The 23,216-nt window shown below is 70.8% G+C and carries 21 protein-coding genes and 2 tRNA genes; 11 read left to right on the top strand and 12 right to left on the bottom strand.

Annotated features, from left to right (window positions below; genetic code table 11):
- Positions 1-27 precede the first annotated feature (27 nt).
- The 6 genes from OHA19_RS13885 to OHA19_RS13910 all read right to left on the bottom strand — a co-directional run bounded on the left by OHA19_RS13885 (position 28) and on the right by OHA19_RS13910 (position 5,657).
- Positions 28-1,293 carry an HD-GYP domain-containing protein gene (locus tag OHA19_RS13885; RefSeq protein ID WP_405716493.1) on the bottom strand — a complete coding sequence of 422 codons (1,266 nt, stop codon included), beginning with the start codon at positions 1,291-1,293 and terminating at the stop codon, positions 28-30.
- Positions 1,290-2,744: an HD-GYP domain-containing protein gene (locus OHA19_RS13890; protein ID WP_405750371.1), complete on the bottom strand. Its 1,455-nt coding sequence runs from the start codon at positions 2,742-2,744 to the stop codon at positions 1,290-1,292. The genes OHA19_RS13885 and OHA19_RS13890 overlap by 4 nt, the downstream gene beginning before the upstream one ends.
- A gap of 138 nt (positions 2,745-2,882) precedes the next feature.
- Complete coding sequence (gene rsrA / locus OHA19_RS13895) at positions 2,883-3,203, bottom strand: mycothiol system anti-sigma-R factor (protein ID WP_124716484.1); 321 nt, start codon at positions 3,201-3,203, stop codon at positions 2,883-2,885.
- Positions 3,200-3,856: a sigma-70 family RNA polymerase sigma factor gene (locus tag OHA19_RS13900; RefSeq protein ID WP_266729806.1), complete on the bottom strand. Its 657-nt coding sequence runs from the start codon at positions 3,854-3,856 to the stop codon at positions 3,200-3,202. Before OHA19_RS13900 ends, rsrA begins: the two co-directional genes overlap by 4 nt.
- A 273-nt stretch (positions 3,857-4,129) precedes the next feature.
- Positions 4,130-4,825 carry an alpha/beta family hydrolase gene (locus tag OHA19_RS13905; protein WP_405716491.1) on the bottom strand — a complete coding sequence of 232 codons (696 nt, stop codon included), beginning with the start codon at positions 4,823-4,825 and terminating at the stop codon, positions 4,130-4,132.
- Between the two features lie 16 nt (positions 4,826-4,841).
- Entirely contained in the window at positions 4,842-5,657 is an 816-nt protein-coding gene (locus tag OHA19_RS13910; protein ID WP_405716490.1) for an SOS response-associated peptidase, read from the bottom strand.
- Positions 5,658-5,735: 78 nt separating this feature from the next.
- On the opposite strand from OHA19_RS13910, the gene OHA19_RS13915 reads away from it, so the two are divergent.
- From OHA19_RS13915 to OHA19_RS13930, 4 genes are all read left to right on the top strand, one after another.
- The gene (locus tag OHA19_RS13915; RefSeq protein WP_405716489.1) at positions 5,736-6,449 is read left to right on the top strand and encodes a M50 family metallopeptidase; all 714 of its coding nucleotides are present in this window, start codon (positions 5,736-5,738) and stop codon (positions 6,447-6,449) included.
- A gap of 242 nt (positions 6,450-6,691) precedes the next feature.
- On the top strand, positions 6,692-8,008 hold the full coding sequence (aroA, locus tag OHA19_RS13920) for a 3-phosphoshikimate 1-carboxyvinyltransferase (protein WP_405750373.1): 1,317 nt from the start codon (positions 6,692-6,694) through the stop codon (positions 8,006-8,008).
- Positions 8,009-8,011: 3 nt separating this feature from the next.
- Complete coding sequence (gene rsgA / locus OHA19_RS13925; protein WP_405716487.1) at positions 8,012-9,028, top strand: ribosome small subunit-dependent GTPase A; 1,017 nt, start codon at positions 8,012-8,014, stop codon at positions 9,026-9,028.
- 90 nt (positions 9,029-9,118) lie between these two features.
- Positions 9,119-9,442 carry a multidrug efflux SMR transporter gene (locus OHA19_RS13930; protein WP_351261935.1) on the top strand — a complete coding sequence of 108 codons (324 nt, stop codon included), beginning with the start codon at positions 9,119-9,121 and terminating at the stop codon, positions 9,440-9,442.
- Here the strand turns inward: OHA19_RS13930 and OHA19_RS13935 are convergent.
- Positions 9,399-10,070, bottom strand: coding sequence for a TetR/AcrR family transcriptional regulator (locus OHA19_RS13935; protein WP_405716486.1), 672 nt, complete (start codon positions 10,068-10,070; stop codon positions 9,399-9,401). The genes OHA19_RS13930 and OHA19_RS13935 overlap by 44 nt on opposite strands.
- A gap of 120 nt (positions 10,071-10,190) precedes the next feature.
- On the opposite strand from OHA19_RS13935, the gene hisN reads away from it, so the two are divergent.
- Together hisN and OHA19_RS13945 are read left to right on the top strand one after the other, a co-directional pair.
- Positions 10,191-10,991 carry a histidinol-phosphatase gene (gene hisN / locus OHA19_RS13940; protein WP_405716485.1) on the top strand — a complete coding sequence of 267 codons (801 nt, stop codon included), beginning with the start codon at positions 10,191-10,193 and terminating at the stop codon, positions 10,989-10,991.
- A 176-nt stretch (positions 10,992-11,167) separates the two neighbouring features.
- Positions 11,168-11,572, top strand: coding sequence for a cyclic nucleotide-binding/CBS domain-containing protein (locus OHA19_RS13945; protein ID WP_405721847.1), 405 nt, complete (start codon positions 11,168-11,170; stop codon positions 11,570-11,572).
- A 74-nt stretch (positions 11,573-11,646) separates the two neighbouring features.
- On the opposite strand, the gene OHA19_RS13950 is transcribed toward OHA19_RS13945, so the two are convergent.
- Positions 11,647-13,098: a catalase gene (locus OHA19_RS13950; protein WP_405716484.1), complete on the bottom strand. Its 1,452-nt coding sequence runs from the start codon at positions 13,096-13,098 to the stop codon at positions 11,647-11,649.
- Positions 13,099-13,259: 161 nt separating this feature from the next.
- On the opposite strand from OHA19_RS13950, the gene OHA19_RS13955 reads away from it, so the two are divergent.
- The 4 genes from OHA19_RS13955 (at position 13,260) to OHA19_RS13970 (ending at position 16,751) form a co-directional block, all read left to right on the top strand.
- Positions 13,260-13,679, top strand: coding sequence for a Fur family transcriptional regulator (locus tag OHA19_RS13955; RefSeq protein ID WP_376631223.1), 420 nt, complete (start codon positions 13,260-13,262; stop codon positions 13,677-13,679).
- A gap of 206 nt (positions 13,680-13,885) precedes the next feature.
- Complete coding sequence (locus tag OHA19_RS13960; RefSeq protein WP_405750375.1) at positions 13,886-14,695, top strand: ABC transporter ATP-binding protein; 810 nt, start codon at positions 13,886-13,888, stop codon at positions 14,693-14,695.
- Positions 14,692-15,561 (top strand): ABC transporter permease, encoded by an 870-nt coding sequence (locus OHA19_RS13965; RefSeq protein ID WP_405716482.1) that lies wholly within the window; start codon positions 14,692-14,694, stop codon positions 15,559-15,561. Before OHA19_RS13960 ends, OHA19_RS13965 begins: the two co-directional genes overlap by 4 nt.
- A gap of 50 nt (positions 15,562-15,611) precedes the next feature.
- Positions 15,612-16,751 carry an ABC transporter substrate-binding protein gene (locus tag OHA19_RS13970; protein ID WP_405716481.1) on the top strand — a complete coding sequence of 380 codons (1,140 nt, stop codon included), beginning with the start codon at positions 15,612-15,614 and terminating at the stop codon, positions 16,749-16,751.
- A gap of 63 nt (positions 16,752-16,814) precedes the next feature.
- Here OHA19_RS13970 and OHA19_RS13975 read toward each other — a convergent pair.
- The 4 genes from OHA19_RS13975 to OHA19_RS13990 form a co-directional block, all read right to left on the bottom strand.
- Positions 16,815-16,888: transfer RNA gene (locus OHA19_RS13975), tRNA-Met, on the bottom strand.
- Between the two features lie 115 nt (positions 16,889-17,003).
- Positions 17,004-19,124 (bottom strand): tetratricopeptide repeat protein, encoded by a 2,121-nt coding sequence (locus OHA19_RS13980; protein WP_405716480.1) that lies wholly within the window; start codon positions 19,122-19,124, stop codon positions 17,004-17,006.
- A 213-nt stretch (positions 19,125-19,337) separates the two neighbouring features.
- Positions 19,338-19,411 (bottom strand) — tRNA-Met (locus OHA19_RS13985).
- Positions 19,412-19,463: 52 nt separating this feature from the next.
- Positions 19,464-22,442: a UPF0182 family protein gene (locus tag OHA19_RS13990; protein WP_405721844.1), complete on the bottom strand. Its 2,979-nt coding sequence runs from the start codon at positions 22,440-22,442 to the stop codon at positions 19,464-19,466.
- Between the two features lie 137 nt (positions 22,443-22,579).
- Between OHA19_RS13990 and OHA19_RS13995 the strand changes: the two genes are divergently transcribed.
- Positions 22,580-23,140, top strand: a complete 561-nt coding sequence (locus OHA19_RS13995) for a PPA1309 family protein (protein ID WP_405716479.1) — start codon at positions 22,580-22,582, stop codon at positions 23,138-23,140.
- Positions 23,141-23,216: the final 76 nt, after the last annotated feature.

Here is a 23,216-nt window from a genome sequence, read left to right on the forward strand (position 1 = left end):
GCCGGACGCCCGCTCATTACCCATGGGTTACCCGGGCAGGACCGGGGCCGGAGCGCCCCGGGCCAGGACCCTGGCCAGTGATTCCACGACTTCGGGCTGATAGTCGTGGGCGGTCCCGAGCCTGAGTTGTTCCAGCGCGCCCAGCGGCCCGATGAGACTTTCCCCGCACAGGTCGTCGTATGCGTTGACGGCCCTGACGATCCTGGCGGACAACGGCTGCTCGCGGTAGGGGTCGGCCTGCCGTTCCACGACGACGGCGACCTCGGGGTCCACCCCGGTCTGCCGGACCACGGCCCCTCCGAGCAGCGCGATGCGGCGCTGTTCGGCGGCGGGCAGGGTGGCCGTCGCCCCGTCCGGGACCGGGTCCACCAGCGAGAGCTGGCCGATGTCGTGCATCAGGGCGGCGTGCTCCAGCACGGTCAGCCGGCTCCCGGAGAGCCCCAGCTCACGGCCGACGGCCCGGCAGAGCACCGCGACCCGGCGGGCGTGCCCGTGCGGGGTGTACCCGGCGATCTCGGTGGACCTGGCGAGCGAGGCGATGGTCTGCCGGTAGGTGGTGCGCACGGCGACGAATCGGCGGAACGAGACCTGGGTCAGCAGCAGCGGCACGCACAGGACGGGCAACGCCCACAGCCCGGCGACGGCCACCCCGAGGGCCATCACGACCCCGGTCGCGCAGACCGCCGAGCCGATGCCGACCAGACCGCGCAGCTCGTCCCGCAGCAGCGGCGGGTAGGGGTGGCGGGTGCGCGAACGCAGCAGCAGGGCCGCGAGCACGGCGTCGCACAGGGCGGTCAGGACGAGGATCAGGAGCAGGACGAGCACGTAGTACGGGCCCTCACGGAGCCAGCCCTCGGCGCGCCCGCTGTTGTACAGCGGCTGGAAGCACACGGCGGCGAAGGTGACGGTCAGGATGCGGCGGGCCACCCGGTCGGGGGCGGGCCCCGTACCACGGGCCACATGGGGCACACAGGCGACCAGGTGCGCCGCGACGAGCACCGCGACCACCTGGAGGACACCGTGCTCGGTCGGTTCGCCGCCGCTGCGGCCCAGCAGGGCGTACGCGAGGGCTCCGGCGGCGCCGAGCGGCGCGGGCTCGCGCTCGCCGGGCAGCGCGCCCCAGCGGGCCAGTTCACCTACGCCGACGAGCACCCCGAAGGCGAGGGCGTGGCCGGGGTCGTGGACGCCGGTCCAGAGGGTGTGGCCCAGCCCGGCGACGGCGAACAGGGCCGCGGCGGCGCGGACGACCAGGACGGCGGCGGGCAGCCGGGTCCCGGCACTGGCCCGGGTCACCGGCGACGGTCCGCGGACGGCTGCGGACCAGGCAGCACGCCGAGCCCGTCCGCCGGGGGCTGCGGCGGCGGTATGTGGCCGAGCCCGCCGGAGGGCCGGGGGCGGCCCGGGACGGCCTGCTCGCACTCGCCCCGGGACCCCGGGACCTCCGGCCCGGCCGCCGTCCCGGCCGTCGTCACCGCCGACCAGCCGTGCCGTTCGAGCCCGCGCGCCAGCGCCCGGACCATCTGCGGGTCGAACTGCGTGCCCGCACACCGCTTGAGCTCCTCCAGCGCGGCCGGCACCGGCCTCCCCCGCCGGTAGGACCGGGTCGAGGTCATCGCGTCGAAGGCGTCCGCCACCGCGACGACCCGGGCGAACTCCGGGATCTCGCGCCCGCTGAGCCCGTACGGGTAGCCGCTGCCGTCGAGCCGTTCGTGGTGGTGCAGGATCGCGGCCCGTGCCTCGCCGAGGAAGCCGATGCCGCGGACGATCTCGTGCCCGTACTCCGGGTGCAGCTCGATCACCTGCCGTTCCTCGGACGTGAGCGGACCGTCCTTGCGGAGCACCCGGGTGGGGACGCCGAGCTTGCCGACGTCGTGCAGGATGCCGGCGAACCGGACGACCTCCAGGCGGCCGGGGTCCATGCCCAGTTCGCGGGCGATGAGGACGGAGGCCCGCCCGACCCGTTCGCTGTGGCCCCGGGTGTAGGTGTCCTTGATGTCGACGGCCTGCACCAGCGCCCTGATGGTGGCGCGGTGGACGGCGTGCTCGCGGTGGTACTGGGCGAAGACCCAGCAGGAGATGTACATCGGCAGCAGCACGATCAGCGCGGACAGCGGACCGTACGGGCCTCGCCACAGGACCGCCATCATCAGCCCGGCGAGTCCGTGCACCAGATGCGGTCCCAGCGAGCGCGGCAGCAGCCCGCTCCAGGCCCGCCGCAGGGGCAGCCGTTCGGCCGCGACCAGGATGGAGCCGTCCAGCACGGTCAGTACGAGGCTGAAGGCCAGGGCGGCGGCGCAGGCGGGCAGGATCGCGTAGGGCAGGTCGGGACCCGTACCGCTCCCGCCGAGCGTGGCGGTGCCGCCGGACAGCCCGTGGACGGACGAGGCAGCCCAGACCGTGACGGCGAGCTGCGCGGCCCGCCAGACGCGCCGTGCGGTGAACGGCGGCCGTTCGACCCGGCCGACGAGCGATCCGGGCACGGCGACGAGGGCGGCAGCGGCGGGCGGCAGCAGGAAGGCCGCGGCCAGCAGCAACGGAAAGAACGAGCCGGCACGGATCGGCACGGAGCTGCCGAAGAAGGGGCAGCGCCCGGGGAGTTCACAGGCCAGATAGAGCCCGGTGAGCAGCGCGACGGTGATCCACGGGGTCCCGGCACCGCTCCGCAGCGCGGGAAGCACACAGCACAGGGCACCCAGCGCGACCGCCGCGATGTACGCGCGCGCCGCCCCGCGTGTGGTTCTCACCCGCTCGGCCCGCCCTCCGACATGGTCAATGGAGGCGTCACGCTAGCGAGTTGTGCGACCGGTCGAGCGTCAATGAGCCCGATTAGCACATTCGGGTGATTCGGTGGCGGCGGCCGGGCACGCGCCGGCCGCCGGGGCTCACTCCTTGGCGGCGGTCGGCTGTCCGCTCTCGGCCGCCGTCACATCCTGCTCGGGCACGGCCTGTCCCGAGCGGATCAGATCGATCCGGCCCATCACCTTGGACCGCAGGTCGCTGGGCACGTCGTCCTGGCCGCAGCAACGCTTCACCAGCTTCTTGACGGCCTGTTCCAGGCCGTACTTCTCCAGGCACGGGGAGCACTCCTCGAAGTGCACCTCGAACTTGGTGCAGTCACTGTCGGGCATCTCGTGGTCGAGAAACTCGTAGAGATGATCGAGGACCTCTGAGCAGTCCGTCTCGTGCGGCTCTCCGCAGCTCATGAGCCCGAGCCTTTCCGATCGTCCGACTCTCCGGCACCGGCCGGGACGAGCCCGCGCTCGCGGGCGTAGTCCTCCAGCATGCCGCGCAACTGGCGGCGGCCCCGGTGCAGTCGGGACATCACCGTACCGATGGGAGTCCCCATGATGTCCGCGATCTCCTTGTAGGCAAAGCCCTCGACATCGGCGAGATACACAGCGATGCGGAACTCTTCGGGAATCGCCTGCAGAGCGGACTTCACGTCGGAGTCGGGCAGGTGGTCGAGCGCCTGCGACTCCGCGGAGCGCAGACCGGTCGACATGTGCGACTCGGCGCGCGCCAGCTGCCAGTCCTCGATCTCCTCGGCGGCGCTGCGCTGGGGTTCGCGCTGCTTCTTGCGGTACGAGTTGATGAACGTGTTGGTGAGGATGCGGTACATCCACGCCTTGAGGTTGGTGCCCTCACGGAACTGGTGGAAGGAGCCGTACGCCTTGGCATACGTCTCCTGGACCAGGTCCTCGGCGTCCGCGGGGTTGCGCGTCATGCGCAGCGCGGCCGAGTACATCTGGTCGAGGAAACCGAGCGCGTCCCGCTCGAAGCGCGCGTTGCGCTCGGCGGACGTCTCCTGTGCGCGGCCGTCGTCGGTCCCTGTATCGGTCCCAGTGACCGGACCCACCTCCTCCAACGCTGTGGCGGAGCCGAAACCGGACCCGCTCGAATCGGAGAATAGTCGACCTTGCTTCGAGACGGGCTGTCGTTCCGATCCGCCCTGGGCCCGCTCGGGAGTGGTCCTGGCCGCGTGCAGCACCGTCCACTCCAGGTCAGCGGCGTTCGAGCGGCGCGGGCAGATGGTCGAACCCATGCGACGGACTCCCTCTCCACGTACGACGTTGATGTACCGATGACACCGACAACAGTGGCCCCTGCGCCAACATTCCCGGGGTGTACGTCACACGAGGGCGGACAGCCAGCCGGTCACGGCGGCGGTCAGGATCCCCATCGCCTCGTCCTGGCCGGGGCCGGCCTTCTTCGGTACGGCGAAGCCGTGGTCGGCGTACGGCACTTCGGCGAGCTCGTACGCCCCCGGAGGGAATTCGGCGGGCCGCCCGAACGGGTCGCGGCCGCCCTGCACGACGAGCGTGGGCACCCCGGTGCCGAGGAGCTCGTCCCCGCGGGACTTCTCCGGCCTGCCCGGAGGGTGCAGCGGGAAGCTGAGCGCGAGGGCGGCGTGGGCCCCGAGCTCCGCGGCGGTCCGGCAGACCACCCGGGCCCCGGCGCTCCGCCCGCCCGCGACGACGGGCAGCCCGGCGGCACCGAGCGCGGGCCACAGCCCCCGCCACCCGGTGTCCAGGGTCTTCGGGGCGGGCGCCAGCCGCTTCCCGGCGACCCGCCACGGCTGTTCCACCAGGGCGACGGTCACCCCGTGGGCGGGCAGCGCGTCGGCCAGGGCCCGCAGGTCACGGGCCTCGATGCCGCCGCCTGCGCCGTGGCCGAGGGCGAGCACCAGACGGGCGCTCGCGGCGGTCCCGGCCTTGGTCGGGCTCGTGGCGGGGAACCAGGTGATCCTGGCCGGTCCGGCATCGGTGTCGACCGTTTCTACCGTCTCGGCCCGGCGGCCCGTCTCTGCAGTACTCACATACCCCATCCTCCCCGCCCGGAGCTCAGAACAGGGTGCCCACCTCCGGCGCGGCCAGTTCTTCCAGCAGTTCGGGCCCGTTGTTGCGGACGTTGCTGACGGCCGTGGCCACCGGATAGGCCCGCATCAGCCCGCCCGGCGGCGGTGCGAGCAGCGCCTTCAGCTCCTCGACGTCGGTGCGCGAGGGGTCGAGCCAGTCGTCCCAGCGGTCCGGGGTCAGCATCAGCGGCATCCGGGGGTGGATGTCGGCGAGCGCGGCCGGGCCGTCCGCGGGGGCGACGGCGAGCGGGGTGCTCTCCGCCTCGGTCGTGATCACCGTGCACGTCACCCACCAGGCCATCGGGTGGTCGTCGGGCAGTGTCCGGTCGCGCCAGAACTCGTACAGCCCGGCCATCGCGAAGACCGATCCGTCGGCGGGGGTCACGAAGTACGGCTGCTTGCGCGGGCGCTTCTTCTTCCCCTTCTCCTCCAGCTGCCGTTCGTCCGCGCCGGTGACCCACTCGTAGTAGCCGTCCGCGGGCAGGATGCAGCGCCGGGAGACGAAGGGGCGACGGAAGGACGGCTTCTCGTGGACGGTCTCCGCGCGGGCGTTGATCATCCGCGCGGCGCCCTCCGGGGACTTCGCCCAGGACGGTACGAGTCCCCATTTCAGCGCGCGCAGCTGGCGAACCGGACGCTGGTCGTCTGCGTCTTTGAGAGGACGCTCCAGTACGGCGTAGACCTCCTTGGTGGGCGCCACGTTCCAATCGGGTGCCAGGGCCTCGGCCGGCTCCCATTTCTCGACCTGGAAGAGTCCGGTCAGGTCCTCGGGCCGCCGACTCGCTGAATACCGTCCGCACATGAGTGCCAGACTGCCACGACCGCCACACCGGCAGGACGCCGATACCGCAAGCCGATACCTCAAGGAGCCGCCCGCACCATGGACAGCACCGAACTGGGCAATCTGTGGGACCGCGTGTTCGGCACCCAGCCCGCCCCCGAGCAGTGGCTGGTGGTGGTCACCGGCACGCTCGCACTGATCGCCGTCGTACCGAACCCGATATGGCGGCTGACCCGCAACGCGATCACCATCGCGCACGAGGGCGGCCACGGGCTGATCGCGCTGCTCACCGGCCGGCAGCTGTCCGGCATCCGGCTGCACTCGGACACCAGCGGCCTGACCGTCAGCCGCGGCAAGCCGACCGGGATCGGCATGATCCTCACCGCGGCCGCCGGCTACACCGCCCCGCCGCTGCTGGGCCTGGGCGGCGCGTGGCTGCTGGTCGACGGCAGGATCACGCTGCTTTTGTGGGCGGCCACCGCGCTGCTCGCGGCGATGCTGGTGATGATCCGCAATGTGTACGGGGCGCTGACGGTGATCCTCACCGGCTCGGCCTTCCTGCTGGTCTCCTGGCTGGCCTCACCCGCCTGGCAGTCGCTGTTCGCGTACTCCGTGGTCTGGTTCCTGCTGCTCGGCGGTGTGCGCCCGGCCTTCGAGCTCCAGTCCAAGCGGCGCCACGGTGGTGCGCCGGACTCGGACGCGGACCAGCTGTCACGGCTGACGGACGTGCCGGCCGTGCTCTGGCTCTTCCTCTTCCACGCGGTGTCGCTCTGCTCGCTGATCGGCGGCGGGCGCTGGCTGCTCGGTATGTGATCGGTATGTGAGGCGTGCGAGGGCCTCGGCCCGGGCCGGTGAAGGCGTTCCCCGATTGCCGGTCGGTCCGAGACCGACCGGCAATCGGGGGGTGGGAGAAGGAGCGGGGCTGGGTGCGTGCAGCTGCAAGGCGGCGGATTGAGGCATGGCGGCGCCATGATGATTGACGACAACGCCGCAGATGCGCGCACCCAGCCCCGCGACGCCGCCCCCCGATTGCCGGTCGGTCTAAAGTGAGATCCATGACCGAAAGCTCCGTGCACCCTGCTCTCTGGCCCGCCCCGCATGCGACGGGGGCGGTCGACGCGACCGTCACCGTGCCCGGATCGAAGTCGGTCACCAACCGCGCGCTCGTGCTCGCCGCGCTCGCCGCCGAGCCCGGCTGGCTGCGCCGCCCGCTGCGCTCCCGCGACACCCTGCTGATGGCCGAGGCGCTGCGTTCGATGGGCGTCGGCATCGAGGAGGGCGTGGGCCCGGACGGCTCCGGCGAGGCCTGGCGGGTCATCCCGGCCGGGCTGCACGGCCCGACCACGCTCGACGTCGGCAACGCCGGTACGGTCATGCGCTTCCTGCCGCCGGTCGCGACCCTCGCCGACGGCCCGGTCCGCTTCGACGGCGACCCGCGTTCGTACGAGCGCCCGCTGACCGGCGTGATCGACGCGCTGCGGGTGCTCGGCGCCCGGATCGACGACGAGGGGCGCGGCTCGCTGCCGATGACCGTGCACGGCAGCGGTGCGCTGGACGGCGGTCCGGTGGCGATCGACGCCTCCTCGTCCTCCCAGTTCGTCTCGGCGCTGCTGCTGTCGGCGCCCCGCTTCAACCAGGGGGTGGAGGTGCGTCACACCGGCGCCCGGCTCCCCTCCATGCCGCACATCCGGATGACCGTCGACATGCTGCGGGCGGTCGGCGCGCAGGTCGACGAGCCGGAGACGGGTGGCGAGCCGAACGTCTGGCGGGTCTCCCCCTCCGCCCTGCTCGGCCGCGATCTGACCATCGAGCCCGACCTCTCCAACGCCCAGCCGTTCCTCGCGGCCGCGCTGGTCACCGGCGGCCGGGTCACGATCCCCGACTGGCCCGAGCGCACCACCCAGCCGGGCGACGCGCTGCGGGAGATCTTCACCGCGATGGGCGGCAGCTGCGAGCTGACCGAGCGCGGTCTCACCTTCACCGGTTCGGGCCGGATCCACGGCATCGACGTCGACCTCGGCGAGGTCGGGGAGCTCACCCCGGGCATCGCGGCGGTCGCGGCCCTGGCCGACTCCCCCTCCACCCTGAGCGGCGTCGCCCATCTGCGGCTGCACGAGACAGACCGGCTGGCCGCGCTCACCAAGGAGATCAACGAGCTGGGCGGCGATGTCACCGAGACCGCCGACGGCCTCCACATCCGGCCCCGGCCGCTGCACGGCGGTACGTTCCGCACGTACGACGACCACCGGATGGCGACCGCGGGGTCGATCATCGGCCTAGCCGTCCCCGGAGTGGAGATCGAGAACGTGGCGACCACCGCCAAGACCCTGCCGGACTTCCCGCAGATGTGGACCGGAATGCTCGGGGCCTGAGACATGCGCCGCTACGGCAAGAACCCCGACGAGGACGACATCCGGTTCCGCCCCAACCCAAAGGGCAACCGGCCTCGCACCCACACCCGCCCGAAACACGAGGACGCCGAGGAGGGCATGGTCCTCACCGTCGACCGGGGCCGCCTCACCTGTCTCGTCGACGGCCGTACGATCATGGCGATGAAGGCCCGTGAGCTGGGCCGCAAGGCCGCCGTGGTGGGTGACACCGTCTCCATCGTCGGTGACCTCTCCGGCGACAAGGACACCCTCGCCCGCATCGTCCGCATCGGTGAGCGCCGCTCGGTGCTGCGCCGGACCGCGGACGACGACGATCCGTACGAGCGGGTGGTCGTCGCCAACGCGGACCAGCTGGCGATCGTCACCGCCCTGGCCGATCCGGAACCCCGGCCGCGAATGATCGACCGCTGTCTGGTCGCCGCGTACGACGGCGGGCTCTCGCCGCTGCTGGTCCTCACCAAGTCCGATCTGGCCTCCCCGGACAAGCTCCTGGAGGCGTACACGCCGCTGGGCGTCCCGTTCATCGTGACCAGCCGCGAGGAGCTGGAGAACGGCGACGCGGCCGAGCGGGTCCGCGAGCAGCTGCACGACCGGGTCACCGCCTTCGTCGGGCACTCCGGCGTCGGCAAGACCACGCTGGTCAACGCACTGGTGCCGAAGGACCGGCGGCGTACGACAGGAGTGGTCAACGCGGTCACCGGGCGCGGCCGGCACACCACCACGTCGGCGCTGGCGCTGCCGCTGCCCGACTACCGCGGCTGGGTGATCGACACCCCCGGTGTGCGCTCCTTCGGGCTGAACCACATCGACCCGTCCCGGGTGATCCACGCGTTCCCGGACCTGGAGCCCGGTACCGAGGAGTGCCCGCGCGGCTGCACCCACGACAGCCGTGAACCGGAATGTGCCCTGGCCGCCTGGGTCGCGGACGGCCACGCCGATCCTGCCCGGCTGGACTCGCTGCACCGCCTGTTGTCCACGCGGGAACGACGTGAGGGCGACTGACCCGGGCACGTTTGCGATGCGCTGTCACCGGCAAGTGCATAATCACATTCAGTGTGGCAAGCCGGTCACCGACGTGGGAGGGCACTGACGATGGCGTGGCTGCTGGTCGTGGTCGCAGGACTTCTGGAGACCGGCTTCGCCGTCTGTCTGAAACTCTCGCACGGCTTCACCCGGCTCTGGCCGACCATCGCGTTCTGCGTCTTCGCCCTCGGCAGCTTCGGTCTGCTGACGATGTCGCTGAAGAAACTCGACGTGGGCCCCGCCTACGCGGTGTGGACCGGCATCGGCGCGGCGGGCACCGCGATCTACGGCATGGTCTTCCTGGACGACGTGGTCTCCACGCTCAAGCTGGTCTCGATCTCCCTGGTGATCATCGGGGTGATCGGGCTCCAGCTCTCGGGCTCGTCCCACTGACCGCGCACCGCGCGACCGGGTCCGGCGCCCGCTCCACGATGTGGCGCACCAGCGGCACCGGCTCTCCCCCGGCCCCCGCAGGGGCGGGCACCAGTGCGTAGCTCAGGGCGAGCCGCAGCACGATCTCGCAGGTCACGGCCAGTTCCTCCGGGTCTCTCGGTGGCCGTTCCCCGCCGAGGGCGGCCACCGCGCGTTCACCGGCCCGGCGGAGCATTTCGGCGGGGGCCGGCGGGCCGGGACCGGCGCCGCGCGGGCCGGGCAGCGGGGACGCGTACCCGGCCGCGAGAGGTCCGGGGCGGGGTAACCGTTCGCTCCAGCAGCCCGTGAGCAACGCCTTGACCAGCACGTTCGTACGTACGGCCCGGACGGTCCAGACGGCGGTGGCGGCCAGCCTGTCCGCCGTACCGCCGGCTGATCCCAACGCGCGCTCGACCCCGGCCAGATAGCCGTCGGCGGCGTCCCGTAGCAGGGCGCGGGCCAGGCCGTCCTTGCCGCCGAACTCGTTGTGGAGGGTCTGCCGGGAGACGCCCGCGGCGGATGCCACGTCGACCATGCGCACCGATGTCCAGGGCAGGGTCGCCAGCGCCGAGAGGGCGGCGTCCAGCAGTACTTCCCGCGCTGTGGGCATCGTCGCCTCCCGCGCCGAGGGCTCCGCGTCCCAGCGTCGGCCCGCTCCCCGGGACTGTCAATGGTCCGCGTGGCTCCGGGCCGTATGGCTCCGTTCACCTTCGGTCGATACTGTGACGGCATGCCCGATTACCACGATGATCTGCGCCTTGCCCATGTACTGGCTGACGCCGCCGACGCGGCGACGATGGACCGGTTCAAGGCCCTCGACCTCAAGGTCGAGACCAAGCCGGACATGACGCCGGTGAGCGAGGCCGACAAGGCCGCCGAGGAACTGATCCGCGGCCACCTGCATCGGGCCCGCCCGCGCGACGCGATTCTGGGCGAGGAATTCGGGATCGAGGGCACCGGGCCGCGGCGCTGGGTCATCGACCCGATCGACGGCACCAAGAACTATGTGCGCGGCGTGCCCGTCTGGGCGACGCTGATCTCGCTCATGGAGGCCGGCGAGGACGGGTTCCAGCCGGTGGTCGGCGTGGTGTCGGCCCCCGCGCTGAACCGGCGTTGGTGGGCGGCCAAGGGGGCCGGGGCGTACACCGGTCGCAGCCTGACCTCCGCGACCCGGCTCCAGGTGTCGAAGGTGGAGCGGATCGCGGACTCCTCGTTCGCGTACGCCTCGCTGAGCGGCTGGGAGGAGCAGGGCCGCCTCGACGGATTCCTGGACCTGACCCGGGCCTGCTGGCGCACTCGCGGGTACGGGGACTTCTGGCCGTACATGATGGTCGCCGAAGGTTCGGTGGACATCTGCGCGGAGCCGGAGCTCTCGCTCTGGGACATGGCCGCCAACGTGATCATCGTCCAGGAGGCGGGCGGGAAGTTCACCAGCCTGGACGGGGTCTCCGGTCCGGGCGGCGGCAATGCCGCGGCCTCGAACGGCCTGCTCCACCACGAACTGCTCGGCTACCTGAACCAGCGCTACTGACCCGGATCCTCCGCCGGACCGTGTCCCCGGGGGGGCGTCGCGCACTGTCGCGCGCCCCCGGGTGAGCTTCGCCCCCCCTTGTTCCGTCCACGTATCGGTGCAACTCTGAGAGTCCCCCCGCTTGTGAATTTGTGAATCGGCTCACATGGCCGTTCGCCAAGGAGGTGGCCCTCTTCATGCTCGTCCGTGACGCCATGAGCACGCTGGTCCTCACCATCGGGCCCGCCCATACGCTCCGCCAAGCCGCCCGGCTGATGGCGGTCCGCCATGTCGGAGCCGCTGTCGTCCTCGACCAGGACGACAGCGGGCTCGGCATCCTCACCGAACGCGACATCCTCAACGCGGTCGGCTCCGGCCAGGATCCGGACGTCGAGACCGCCGCCACCCACACCACCACCGACGTGGTCTTCGCCTCGCCCACCTGGACCCTGGAAGAGGCCGCGGAGGCCATGACACACGGCGGGTTCCGCCACCTGATCGTGCTGGACGGCCACGGCCCCGTGGGCATCGTCTCCGTCCGCGACATCCTGCGCTGCTGGGCGCCCGTCAGGCGCCGCCACCACGCGGAACTCATCGGCTGAGCCCCCGGGAACGACCGGTGGGCCGGTCTCCCCCTCGGAGGAGACCGGCCCACCGCCGACGACAGCCGCCCGGATCAGCCGCGAAGGGCCTGGACCGCGGCCTCCAGACGCTTGCCGAAGTCGCCGTCCGCCTGGCGGAAGTTGTTGATCGCGCGCTCGGCGATGTCGTCGCGCGAGACCTTGGCGATGAACCCCGCGAGGTTCTCGATCAGCCGAACCTTCTCGTCCTCGGAGTAGAGCCGGTAGAGGTTTCCGGCCTGCACGAAGTCGTTGTCCTCGGCGTGACTCGGGGCCGCGTGCGTGGCGACCTCGCCGGAGACGGTGGTGGGCTCCCACAGCGGCCGGTCGGTCTGGGCCGGACCGCCGAAGCTGTTCGGCTCGTAGTTCTTCGCACCCTTGTGGCGGCCGTCGTACAGGTAGCCGTCCCGGCTGTTGGTACGCGCCTCGGTGGCGTGCGGGCGATTCACCGGCAGGTGGTCGGCGTTGATGCCGACGCGGTAGCGGTGGGCGTCGCCGTACGCGAAGAGACGGCCCTGGAGCATCTTGTCGGGGGACGGACCGATGCCCGGCACGAAGTGCGCGGGGCTGAAGATCGACTGCTCGGTCTCCGCGAAGATGTTCTCCGGGTTCCGGTTGAGCTCCAGCCTCCCGATCTCGATCGGCGGGTAGTCCTCGTGCGGCCACACCTTGGTGAGGTCGAACGGGTTGAAGCGGTACGTGGCCGCCTCGGCCGCCGGCATGATCTGGACCTGCACCGTCCAGGACGGGAATTCGCCGCGCTCGATCGCCTCGCGCAGGTCGCGCTGGTGGCTGTCCGGGTCCTCACCGGCGAGCTTGTTGGCCTCGGCCTGGGTGAGGTTCTTGATGCCCTGGTCGGTCTTGAAGTGGTACTTGACCCAGAAGACCTCGCCGGCCTCGTTGTTCCACTGGTACGTGTGCGAGCCGTACCCGTTCATGTGGCGCAGCGTGGCCGGGATGCCCCGGTCACCGAAGAGCCAGGTCACCTGGTGGGTGGACTCGGGCGACAGACCCCAGAAGTCCCAGACGTTGTCCGCCTCCTGCGAGCCGGTGTACGGGTCGCGCTTCTGGGTGTGGATGAAGTCCGGGAACTTGATGGCGTCCTTGATGAAGAACACCGGGGTGTTGTTGCCGACGAGGTCGTAGTTGCCCTCTTCGGTGTAGAACTTCAGCGCGAAACCGCGGGGGTCGCGCACCGCGTCGGCCGAGCCGAGGTTGCCGGCCACGGTCGAGAAGCGCAGGAAGGTCTCGGTCTGCTTGCCGACCTCGGAGAGGAACTTGGCCCGCGTCCACCGCGAGACGTCCCGGGTCAGCGTGAACGTGCCGTACGCGCCGGCGCCGCGGGCGTGCACGATGCGCTCCGGAATGCGCTCGCGGTTGAAGTGCGCGAGCTTCTCCAGCAGCGACTGATCCTGCACCAGGACCGGACCGCCGACGCCCGCGGTCTGGCTGTTCTGGTTGTCGGCGACCGGCGCGCCGGCCTCCGTGGTGAGCGGTCCCTGCGTCACGTGCGCCTCCTGCGTCGTTCCTGCACATTCGTATCGAACTGCACAGCCTGTCCCTTGGCGTATGCCGTTGCCGATCCTACAATGGACTTAGTCCAAGTCAAGCGAGCATCCAAAGTCACACTCGTTCGGGACCTGGTCCCTTCACTGTTAGGCTTGTTTCCATGAGTGACCTGTTGGAACGACTTCGCGGACGCGGCTGGCGCATGACTGCACAGCGGCGCGTGGTGGCCGAGGTCCTCGACGGGGACCATGTCCACCTGACGGCCGACGAGGTCCACGCGCGGGCCGTGGCCAAGCTGCCCGAGATCTCCCGCGCCACCGTCTACAACACGCTGGGCGAGATGGTGTCGCTCGGCGAGGTCATCGAGGTCTCCACGGACCGCCGCGCCAAGCGGTACGACCCGAACGCCCACCGCCCCCATCACCACCTCGTCTGCGCGAACTGCGGCACGATCCGCGACGTGCACCCGGCCGGCGACCCGATGGCGGACCTGCCGAGCGACGAACGCTTCGGCTTCACGGTCTCCGGCGTCGAGGTCACCTACCGGGGCATCTGCCCCAACTGCGCGGCGACGGGCTGAGCCGATCCGCTCTTCACGACGAAGGCCCTGGTGCGAGCATCATTCGCACCAGGGCCTTTCGCGTGATCCCACGCACAGGACGACGCACCTCCCCGCCACCGGCACGTGCGCACCCCCTTCCCGAATCTGACGGGTAGTCATATCGTCTGCGGCGATCACGTCCGCCCCGCGGCGGACCGCACCTCGATACGCGCGAGGAGAGACCCGTGGGAGATCCGCACCCGACCCCACCCGCAACCGCAGCCACCAGTCCAAAACTCCGCGCCACCGCGCTCACCCGCTCGTTCGGGCGCGGCGTCAAGGCCCTGCCCGCCCTCGGCCCACTCGATCTCTCCGCCTCGCCCGGCGAATTCACCTGCATCGTCGGCCCGTCCGGCTGCGGCAAGTCCACGCTGCTCCGGATCGCCGCCGGACTGCTCCGCCCCAGCTCCGGCGAGCTGTCCATCCGTACGGCCTCACCCCGTCCGGCGGCGATGATCTTCCAGGACTACGGCATCTACGACTGGAAGACCGTGCTCGCCAACGTCCGGTTCGGTCTCGACATCCAGCGCGTACCTTGCAAGGAGGCCGACGCCAGGGCGCGCGACTGGCTGACCCGGATGGGGCTCTCCGACTTCGCGGGGGCGTATCCGGCCACCCTCTCCGGCGGGATGCGGCAACGGGTCGCGATCGCCCGCGCTCTCGCCGTCGAACCCGAGATCCTGCTGATGGACGAGCCGTTCGCGGCGCTCGACGCCCAGCTGCGCACCATCCTCCAGGACGAGCTGCTCGACCTCACCCAGACCACCCGCACCACCACCCTCTTCATCACGCACAGCCTCGAAGAGGCGATCGTGCTCGGGGACCGGGTGCTGGTGATGTCCGCCAGACCGGGGCGGATCATCGCCGAGCGCCGCCCGCCGTTCGGCCGGCCGCGCACCGGCGAAGTCCGGTCGGCCCCCGAGTTCACCGCGCTGAAGAGCGAGTTGTGGGAACTTCTGCGCGGCGAGGTGCACCGGGAGGCGGTCCCGGCATGACCATCACCGTGAACGCCACGAAGCCCGACGACGGCGTCCTGATCCGCAGGCCGGGCCCGCAGGAGCTGCATCCCGTACGCACCCATCGAAGGCGCCGCACCCTGGAGATCGCGCTCGCCGTCGCCGTACCGCTGCTCCTCGTGCTGCTCTGGCAACTGGCCGCCGCACAGTCCTGGATCGACGCCCGGGTCTACCCCGCCCCTTCCACCATCCTGGCGGACGGCCTGGACCGGGCGGGCGCCGGTGAACTGTGGCCGGATGTATGGGCCACGCTCAAGCGGGTCCTGGGCGGCTATGCGATCGGCACCGTCGCGGGGTACGCGCTCGGCCTGCTGATGGGCTCGCTCTCCCTCGTACGGGCGGCGCTTGAGCCGTTGCTCGACGCCCTGTACGTCGTGCCGAAACTGGCCCTGCTGCCGGTCTTCCTCAATATGTTCGGCCTCGGCGAGGGACCGCAGATCGCCCTGGTCGCCGCGACCGTCTTCTTCTTCGTCTGGATCTCCACCATGGCGGCCGTGCTCGCCGTCCCGGTCGGCCACCGTGACGCCGGTCAGGTCTTCGGCGCCTCGCCCTGGCAGATGTTCCGCCATGTACTGCTTCCCGCCTCGCTGCCCGCGGTCCTGGTCGGGGCGCGGATCGCGGCGGGGGTGGCGGTGCTCGTCATCGTCGCCTCCGAACAGATCGCCGCGGCCGACGGTCTCGGCCACCTGATCTTCGACTCCCGGGCGCTCTTCCAGAACGACGTGATGTTCGTCGGCATCGTGTGTGTGGCGATCCTCGGTGTCGTCTTCTCCGAAGTGGTGCGGATCGCCGGACGGCTGCTCACGCCGTGGGCCCCGCGCGACCGCGGCCGCGGCCGGTCCTGAACGGCTCCCCACGCTCTGACGGCTCCCCACGCTCTTCGTACGGAGGCACTGTGCGTACCCACACCCCATTCATCCGCACCGCCGTGCTCGTCACGGCGTCCCTGCTCGGCGCGGCGGGCTGCGCCGGGCAGGAGTCCGGCGGCGACAGCGCCGCCGCGCCCCGCACCGTCCGCCCCGTCGCGGGCTGTGGCGCCGGCAGCTGGACCGACCCGGCCGAACTCGCCCCCGACCGGAAAGCGGCCCGCTGCGACAAGGGCGCCCCGGCGGCCCAGCCCCTGGCGAAACGGCGGAAGATCACCGTCGCCACCGGCACCCTGAGCGCGGAGTACGTGGCTCCGCTCCAGGTCGCGGTGGCGAAGGGCGAGTTCGCCAAGGAGGGACTGGATGTCGAACTGAAGGTGCTGCCCACCCCGGACGCGCTGCCGCTGCTCGCCAAGGGCGATGTGGACGCCCAGTGGGCGGCTCCCGAGGCGGCCGTGATGAACGGCATCAACGGGGGCTTCGACATCAAGTGGGTCGCGGGGAACTTCTCCCCCGACCCCACCTCCAAGAGCGGCCTGTGGGTGCGCCTCAAGGACGGCGAGAGCGCCGGTCACGTCGAGATGGCGGGCCGGAAGCTGGGCACCATGATCGGCAAGGGTTCGGTCATCGCGTACCCGATGGACACCTCCCTGAAGAAGCACGGCGGCGGCCTCGACAGGATCAGCTTCCAGCAGCTCGGCTCCGCGGACGTGCTGACCGCGCTGCAGAACGGCGGCGTGGACTCGGCCTGGCTGCTCGACCCGATCTGGCGCAAGGTGGACGGCGACAAGAGGTACGCCTTCCTGGGCGGCCAGCCCGTCGGTGAACCGCTCGGCGGCCTGCTCTTCGGCCCGACGCTGCTGAACAAGGACCCGGACGCGGGTGTCGCCTTCCTCCGCGCCTACATCCGGACGGTGAACACCTACTTCGCCGCGGACTACAAGTCCGATCCCGCGTTCGTCACCGAACTGGCGAAGCTGATGAAGACCGACGAGGCCACACTCCGGTCGACCCCGTCGATGCGGATGGACTGGGAGATACGGAAGGGCACGACGGACCGGCTCCAGCAGGCGTACGCCGATTCGGGCGTCTCGAAGGGCGACTCGGTGCCGGAGCCGAAGGCCGTCGACCGGGCGATGTACTCGGAGGCGGTGGGCCACAAACTCTGACTCACGCACCGCGCATGCACAGAAGGCCGGATCCTCTGAAAGGATCCGGCCTTCTGTCTTCAGTAGCGGGGACAGGATTTGAACCTGCGACCTCTGGGTTATGAGCCCAGCGAGCTACCGAGCTGCTCCACCCCGCGTCGTTGTGTTTAGAACTGTACGTCACCGCTGTCGACCAGTGCAAATCGATTGCGGCGCCCCCGCCGGGACGGCCACCGGGGCCTCGCTCGCACGACGCCCCGGCCGGCTTCTGCCCTACGCGGTCAGCTCCTGATGGAGCGCCTCCCGCAGCCGGGCCGCCCGTTCGGCGACCTCCGCCGGGCCCAGCTCGACCGCCCGGGCGCACCAGCGCTGCCCCTCGGTGAGCTCGCCGCGCCGGGCGGCCAGCAGGGCGAGGCGCAGGGCGGCCCGCCCGTGCCCGTCGTTCGCGGCGCGGCTCCACCACAGCGCCGCCTCGCGCTCGCTGCCCTCGCGGGCGAGCAGCAGGCCGAGGTTGAAGGCACCGTTGCGGCTGCCGGACTCGGCGGCCGCGCGGTACCAGCGGGCGGCGCTGTCCACGTCGCCCCGGGCGGCCGCGAGCATCCCGACCCGTACCTGGGCACGGCGGTGCCCCTGTTCGGCGGCCCGCTCGTACCACTCCTCGCACTCGGTCTTCTCCGGCATCGGCTCCCCGAGCGCGGGAGGGCCGGGCGGCGGCTGCCGCGAGTCCAGCACCCCGGCCAGCCGGAAGGCGGCCTCCGCGCTGCCACCGCCGGCCGCACAGCGCAGGTGGCGCTCCGCCTCCCGCTCCTCGCCCCGGTGCAGCAGGGCCATGCCGACCTGGAGGGCGGCCTCGGTGTGGCCGGCCGCCGCGGCACGCTCGTACCAGACCAGTGCCGCACGGTCCTCGTCGCGCCCGGCGTACAGGATGCCGAGGTTGAACGCCGCGTCGACGCTGCCCGCCTCGGCCGCCTTGGAGAACCAGGGCTCGGCGCCGGTCGCGTCGCCCGCCTGGAGCAGGAGCACGGCCAGCGCGTTGGCGGCCTCGCGGTGGCCCGCGTACGCGGCGCGGCGATACCACTGCTCGGCCTGCGGCGTACGGTCCTGGGCCGCGCAGAGCAGACCGAGGTTGTACGCGCCGTTGACGTCGCCCGCGTCCATCGCGGCGCGGTACCAGCGCTCGGCGGTCTGCTGTTCGCCACGGGCCGCGTGCAGGGCCCCCAGGGCGTTGGCGGCGTTCCCGTCGCCGTCCTGGGCCGCGCGCAGCCACCACACGGCGGCGCTCTCCTCGTCGCCCGCGTCACGCAGCAGGAAGCCGAGCGCGCAGGCGGCGCGAGCCTCGCCCGCCTTCGCGGAGATGAGGTACCAGCGGCCGGCCTCCCTGGGCTCACCGCGCTGTTCGAGGATGGCGCCGAGGTGCAGGGCGGCACGCCCGTGGCCGCGCGCGGCGGCCTGCCGGTACCACTGCTCGGCCTCGCCCACCCGCCCGGTCGCCGGACCCGCCACCGGGCCGTCGTCCCTGCGTGCCACGGGCCGGGCGGTCGCATCGGGGCGGTCGCCCGCGCCGGGGCCCAGCCCCGGACGGCCGAAGGCGTCGTGCGGGTCGTCGGCGGCGTTGCGGTCCAGCATGCGCGCGAGGCGGTACGCGGCCTCCCGGTGCCCCTGCTCGGCGGCGGCGCGCAGCCAGCGCTCCGCGCCGACGTCACTGCGGTGTTCCAGCAGGTCGGCCAGGGCGTACGCGCCCAGCGCGTGGCCCTGCTCGGCGGACTGCCGGAGCCAGTACTCGGCGCCGGGCTCGTCGCCGCGCTCGCGGTAGTGGCGGCCCAGCGCGTGCGCGGCGGCGGCGGACCCCGCGACGGCTGCGATGCGCCACCAGCCGGCCGCGTCGTCGGTGTATCCGCGCTGGTGGAGCAGTACGCCGAGGTTGTTGGCCGCGGCCCGGTCGCCGTCCGCGGTGGCCCCACGCAGATAAGGTTCGGCGGCATCCAGGTCGCCGCGGCGCAGCAGAAGGGCGCCGAGAACGCTCATCGACGCGGTGTCCCCGGCGTCGGCGGCGCGACGGTGACGCGCCTCGCTCTCGGCGCTCTCCGGGCTCTCGGCGCTGCCGTGAGTCCCCGTGGCCCCGACGCCCTCGATGCCCCCGCCGGCCCCGGCGCTTCCCGTGTTCTCTGTGAACTCCGTGCTCTCGACGGTCGCGGCACACCCCGCAGTCTCGGCAGTCTCGGTCGCCTTGATGATCTCAGGTGTCTCGGGTGTCTCAGATGTGCCAGTGGTCTCGTTGCCCTCCGCGGCGGCAATGCCAAAAGCCACATTCGCCGCGTTCCCCGACCGATGACCGCGACGCTGCACAAACCGCCCTGTCTCCAACAGAGTTGCCCTGTCCCCCATAAATACCATCGTCGCACCGCCTGCCACCCGCGTACACCTGGTATAGCGCGGCCAGTTAGGTCACTTCAGCGTTTTGTCGACATGCCCACAGAGAGATAAGTCAAACACGTCCGGAGCCAACTCGTGCCCCGCGAACCGCACTTCACGCACCTTGCACAAGAAAGTCGCCGTGACATGACGAAGGCCCGGATCCTCGAAAGGATCCGGGCCTTCGTCTTTCAGTAGCGGGGACAGGATTTGAACCTGCGACCTCTGGGTTATGAGCCCAGCGAGCTACCGAGCTGCTCCACCCCGCGTCGTTGTGTTGCAACCGTACCACGACGCGGGGGTGAGCCTTTACCGGGTTACTCAGCCACCACTGTCAGCACTGGATGGTTTGTCTTTCTTGTCCGCGCCATCCGCTTTGTCCGCACTATTCGCACCGCTCGCGCTGTTCGAGCCGTTCGCACCGCTCGCGTTGTTCGCGCTGCCCGACTTGGGCTGGGCGGCCGCCGCACGCTGGAGCGCGTCCTGCAGATCCGCCTGGGCCTTGCCGTACGCGGTCCAGTCCTGCTCCTTCAGGGCCGCCTCGCCCTCCGAGTAGGCCTTCTGCGCATCCGCGATCGCCTTCTTCAGCGCCGCGTCACCGGTGGCCGGCGGCTCCGTGGTGCCCGGAGGCCTGGTGGTGTCCGGCGGAGTGGTGCCGGAGTCCGTCACCCCGAAGACCGCGTTGAGCGCCTCCCCGAGGCTGTTCTCGAAGACGGTCTTCGACCCGTACGAGGCGGCGACCTTGCGCAGCAGGGGATAGTTCTGCGTGCCGCCGCGCGTGTACACCGGCTCGATGTAGAGGAAGCCCCCCTCCAGCGGCACGGTCAGCAGGTTGCCGTACTCGATGTCGGAGTCGGTTCCCTTCAGGTTTCTCACGAACTCGGCCACGTCGTCGTTGCCGTTGAGCTCACTCTGTACCTGTCCGGGACCCTTCACCGTGGTGGTGACTCTCAGCAGCCTTATCGTGCCGTAGTCCTTGCTGGCCGCATCGGCGTCCACCGCCATGAACGCCCCGAGGTCGGGCCGCCCCTTCGGGGTGAAGGTCGTCGTCAGCGAGAACTTCTGAGCCGTCTGGTCCGGCATCTTTATGCTCAGGTAGTACGGCGGGACGGCACCGGACTCCTTGTTGGTCGGGTCGTCCGGGACCTGCCACGCGTCACTGCCGCTGTAGAACTGCGCGGGGTTCGTGACGTGGTAGCGGGTGAGCAGCTCGCGCTGCACCTTGAACAGATCCTGCGGATACCGCAGGTGGTCCATGAGGTCCTTCGGAATGTCGGCCCTGGGCTCCACCGTCCCCGGGAACGCCTTGCGCCAGGTCTTGAGGACCGGGTCCTCGGTGTCCCACTCATAGAGCTTGACCTTGCCGTCGTAGGCGTCGACGGTGGCCTTCACCGAGTTGCGGATGTAGTTGACCTGGTTCTGCTGGGCGACGACCGCACGCTGGTTGGTGGTCAGCGAGTCGGCCGTGGTGTCGCCGAGCGTCGTACGGGAGGCGTACGGGTAGCCGTTGGTGGTGGTGTACGCGTCGACGACCCACTGGATACGGCCGTTCACCACGGCCGGGTAGGCGTCGCCGTCGATGGTCAGCCACGGGGCGACCGCCTCGACGCGCTCCTTGGGCGTGCGGTTGTAGAGAATCCGCGAGCCCTCGCCGATGGCTCCCGAGTAGAGGATCTGCGGCTCGCTGAACGAGACGGCGTACGCGGCGCGGTTGAACGCGTTGGAGAGACTGACCCCGCTGTTGCCCTGGTAGCTGGTGGTCTTCTCGCCGTCCTCCTCGTAGTCGAGCTCCTTCTGGGGCCCGCCGACGATGGAGTACTGCTCGGTCTTCTCGCCGTAGTAGATCCGCTGCTCGTACTTGGGGAACTCACCGCTCGTCGGCAGACCGGACTCGGTGAAGTCCGGGGAACCCTTCGGGTTCTTGCCGGTCGTCGTGCCCCGGGCCGCGATGGCACCGTAGCCGTGGGTGTAGGTGAAGTGGTCGTTGATCCAGTTGCGCTTGGGGATGCCGTCGAGGTTGAGCTCGCGCAGACCGATGACCGTGTCCTGGTCCTTGCCGGCGGCGTCCTTGTAGCGGTCGACGTCCAGCGTCTTGGGGAACTGGTAGTAGTTCCTCTTCTGCTGGAGCTGCTGGAAGGCCGGCGAGACGACATTGGGGTCCATCACCCGGTAGCTGGCGGCGTCGTTCGCGCCGGCGCGCAGCTTGGCGTCGTCGTCCGTCGTGCTCTTGCCCGAGTAGTCGTCGACCTGCGCGTCATCGATGTCGTACGCGTCACGCGTCGCTTCGATGTTCTTCCGGATGAACGGGGCTTCCTTGGCCTGCTCGTTCGGCTGGACCTGGAACTTCTGCACGATCGCCGGGTACAGCCCGCCGATCAGGATCGCCGAGAGCACCATAAGGCCGAAGCCGATCATCGGGAGCTGCCAGGTGCGGCGCCAGAGCGTCGCGAAGAACAGCACGGCGCAGATCGCGGCGATGCAGAACAGGATGGTCTTCGCCGGCAGATAGGCGTTGGCGTCGACGTACCGCAGACCCGTCCAGTTGTCCGTGGCCTTGAAGTCGCTGGACTTCACGGCCAGGCCGTACCGGTCGAGCCAGTACGCCACGGCCTTCAGCGAGACGAAGACGCCGAGCAGCACCGACAGATGGCCGGTGGCAGCGCCGGTCGCCCGCGCTCCGGGGCTGGTGACGCGCAGCCCGCCGTACAGGTAGTGGGTCATCGCGGCGGCGATCAGCGAGAGCACCGTGGCCGCGAAGCCGAAGCCCAGCAGGAAGCGGTACCAGGGCAGGTCGAAGGCGTAGAAGGACACGTCCAGATGGAACTGGGGGTCCTTCTGCCCGAACGCCACGCCGTTCACATACATCAGCCAGGTACGCCACTGGCCGGAGGCGGATGCCCCGGCGATCAGACCGACGAGCGCGGTGATCGCGAGCAGCACCCACTTCTTGTGCGGGGCGAGGCTCATCCGGTAGCGGTCCAGGCTCTGCTGTTCCAGCGACATCGCGCTCAGCGGCGGCCGGAGCCGGTGCGCGAGCCAGATGTTCAGGCCGACGGCGAAAGCCATCAGCAGTCCGAAGACGAGGAACAGCCCGATCTTGGTCCACAGAGTGGTGGTGAAGACGGATGAATACGCGACCGACCGGTACCACAGCCAGTCAGTCCAGAACCCGGCGAACATGACGAACGCCATGGCGAGAACCGCCAGGACGCCCAGTGTCATGAGCAGGGTACGGGCACGCCGGGACGGGCGGCCGACTCTGATCCGTGGCCCGGTCGGGCCTCCGCCGCGGTCCGGCATCTGGAAAGCCAACGTGCGCACCTCGAAGTTCGCGGGTCGTGTGGAGCGGGCCCAGCGATCGTAGAGCCCACCTATGCAACTTACTGAGGCTTTACCTAGTTCCCGTTCCCGGGGCGGAAGGAGGCAGGATATTGACCATGCCCAACGTTTCTCCCTCAGGCCCTCCGATGGCCGCCAGCCCGCTCACCGTCGCCGTGCTCGAAATCGACGACTACATCTCCGGCCTCGGCTGGGACCAGCCGGCCCGCCTCTTCGCCCTGGTCGACACCGCCAAGCTGCGGGTCCAGGAGCCTTCTCTCGCCGCCCAGCTCGGCCTGGGCAGCGCCGAATCCCCGACTTCCGCACTGACCCCCATCGAGCAGGACGAGCTGCCGCCGGGCACCGCCCTGGACGAGTTCCTCGCCACGATCGCCTGGCCCGACGCGGTGATCGGATGCGCGATGACGGTGGAGCGGCTGATGCTGCCGCCGTCCGCCGAGGCCTCCGTGCCCGAGGGGCTGAGCGACGCACAGCTGACCAAGTGGGTCGCCAAGCACCCGGAGCGGCAGGAGGTACGGATGACCGTGGCGGTCCTGCGGGACGGTACGCGTGAGTCGGCCGTACGGCTGCGCGCGAAGGACACCCCGAGCGAGGTACGGACCGGCGCCGGTCTGGTGCCCGGGCTGGCCGACGCGCTGGCCGCGACCTTCGAGGCCTGACCCAGGGCCTTTTGTCCGGATCAGGCCGGAGCCCGGCATGATCCGGACGAGAGGCCCTGGTCGCGCCTCCCCCGCA

It is taken from the genome of Streptomyces sp. NBC_00012 (assembly GCF_045040875.1).
Lineage (GTDB): Bacteria > Actinomycetota > Actinomycetes > Streptomycetales > Streptomycetaceae > Streptomyces.

Coding starts and splice junctions, on each gene's coding strand:
- rsrA (WP_124716484.1), bottom strand. CDS start 3,203: ATGAGCTGCGGAGAGCCGCACGAGACGGACTGCTCAGAGGTCCTCGAT.
- OHA19_RS13905 (WP_405716491.1), bottom strand. CDS start 4,825: ATGGGGTATGTGAGTACTGCAGAGACGGGCCGCCGGGCCGAGACGGTA.
- OHA19_RS13910 (WP_405716490.1), bottom strand. CDS start 5,657: ATGTGCGGACGGTATTCAGCGAGTCGGCGGCCCGAGGACCTGACCGGA.
- OHA19_RS13915 (WP_405716489.1), top strand. CDS start 5,736: ATGGACAGCACCGAACTGGGCAATCTGTGGGACCGCGTGTTCGGCACC.
- aroA (WP_405750373.1), top strand. CDS start 6,692: ATGACCGAAAGCTCCGTGCACCCTGCTCTCTGGCCCGCCCCGCATGCG.
- rsgA (WP_405716487.1), top strand. CDS start 8,012: ATGCGCCGCTACGGCAAGAACCCCGACGAGGACGACATCCGGTTCCGC.
- OHA19_RS13930 (WP_351261935.1), top strand. CDS start 9,119: ATGGCGTGGCTGCTGGTCGTGGTCGCAGGACTTCTGGAGACCGGCTTC.
- OHA19_RS13935 (WP_405716486.1), bottom strand. CDS start 10,070: ATGCCCACAGCGCGGGAAGTACTGCTGGACGCCGCCCTCTCGGCGCTG.
- hisN (WP_405716485.1), top strand. CDS start 10,191: ATGCCCGATTACCACGATGATCTGCGCCTTGCCCATGTACTGGCTGAC.
- OHA19_RS13945 (WP_405721847.1), top strand. CDS start 11,168: ATGCTCGTCCGTGACGCCATGAGCACGCTGGTCCTCACCATCGGGCCC.
- OHA19_RS13955 (WP_376631223.1), top strand. CDS start 13,260: ATGAGTGACCTGTTGGAACGACTTCGCGGACGCGGCTGGCGCATGACT.
- OHA19_RS13965 (WP_405716482.1), top strand. CDS start 14,692: ATGACCATCACCGTGAACGCCACGAAGCCCGACGACGGCGTCCTGATC.
- OHA19_RS13980 (WP_405716480.1), bottom strand. CDS start 19,124: ATGGTATTTATGGGGGACAGGGCAACTCTGTTGGAGACAGGGCGGTTT.
- OHA19_RS13990 (WP_405721844.1), bottom strand. CDS start 22,442: ATGCCGGACCGCGGCGGAGGCCCGACCGGGCCACGGATCAGAGTCGGC.
- OHA19_RS13995 (WP_405716479.1), top strand. CDS start 22,580: ATGCCCAACGTTTCTCCCTCAGGCCCTCCGATGGCCGCCAGCCCGCTC.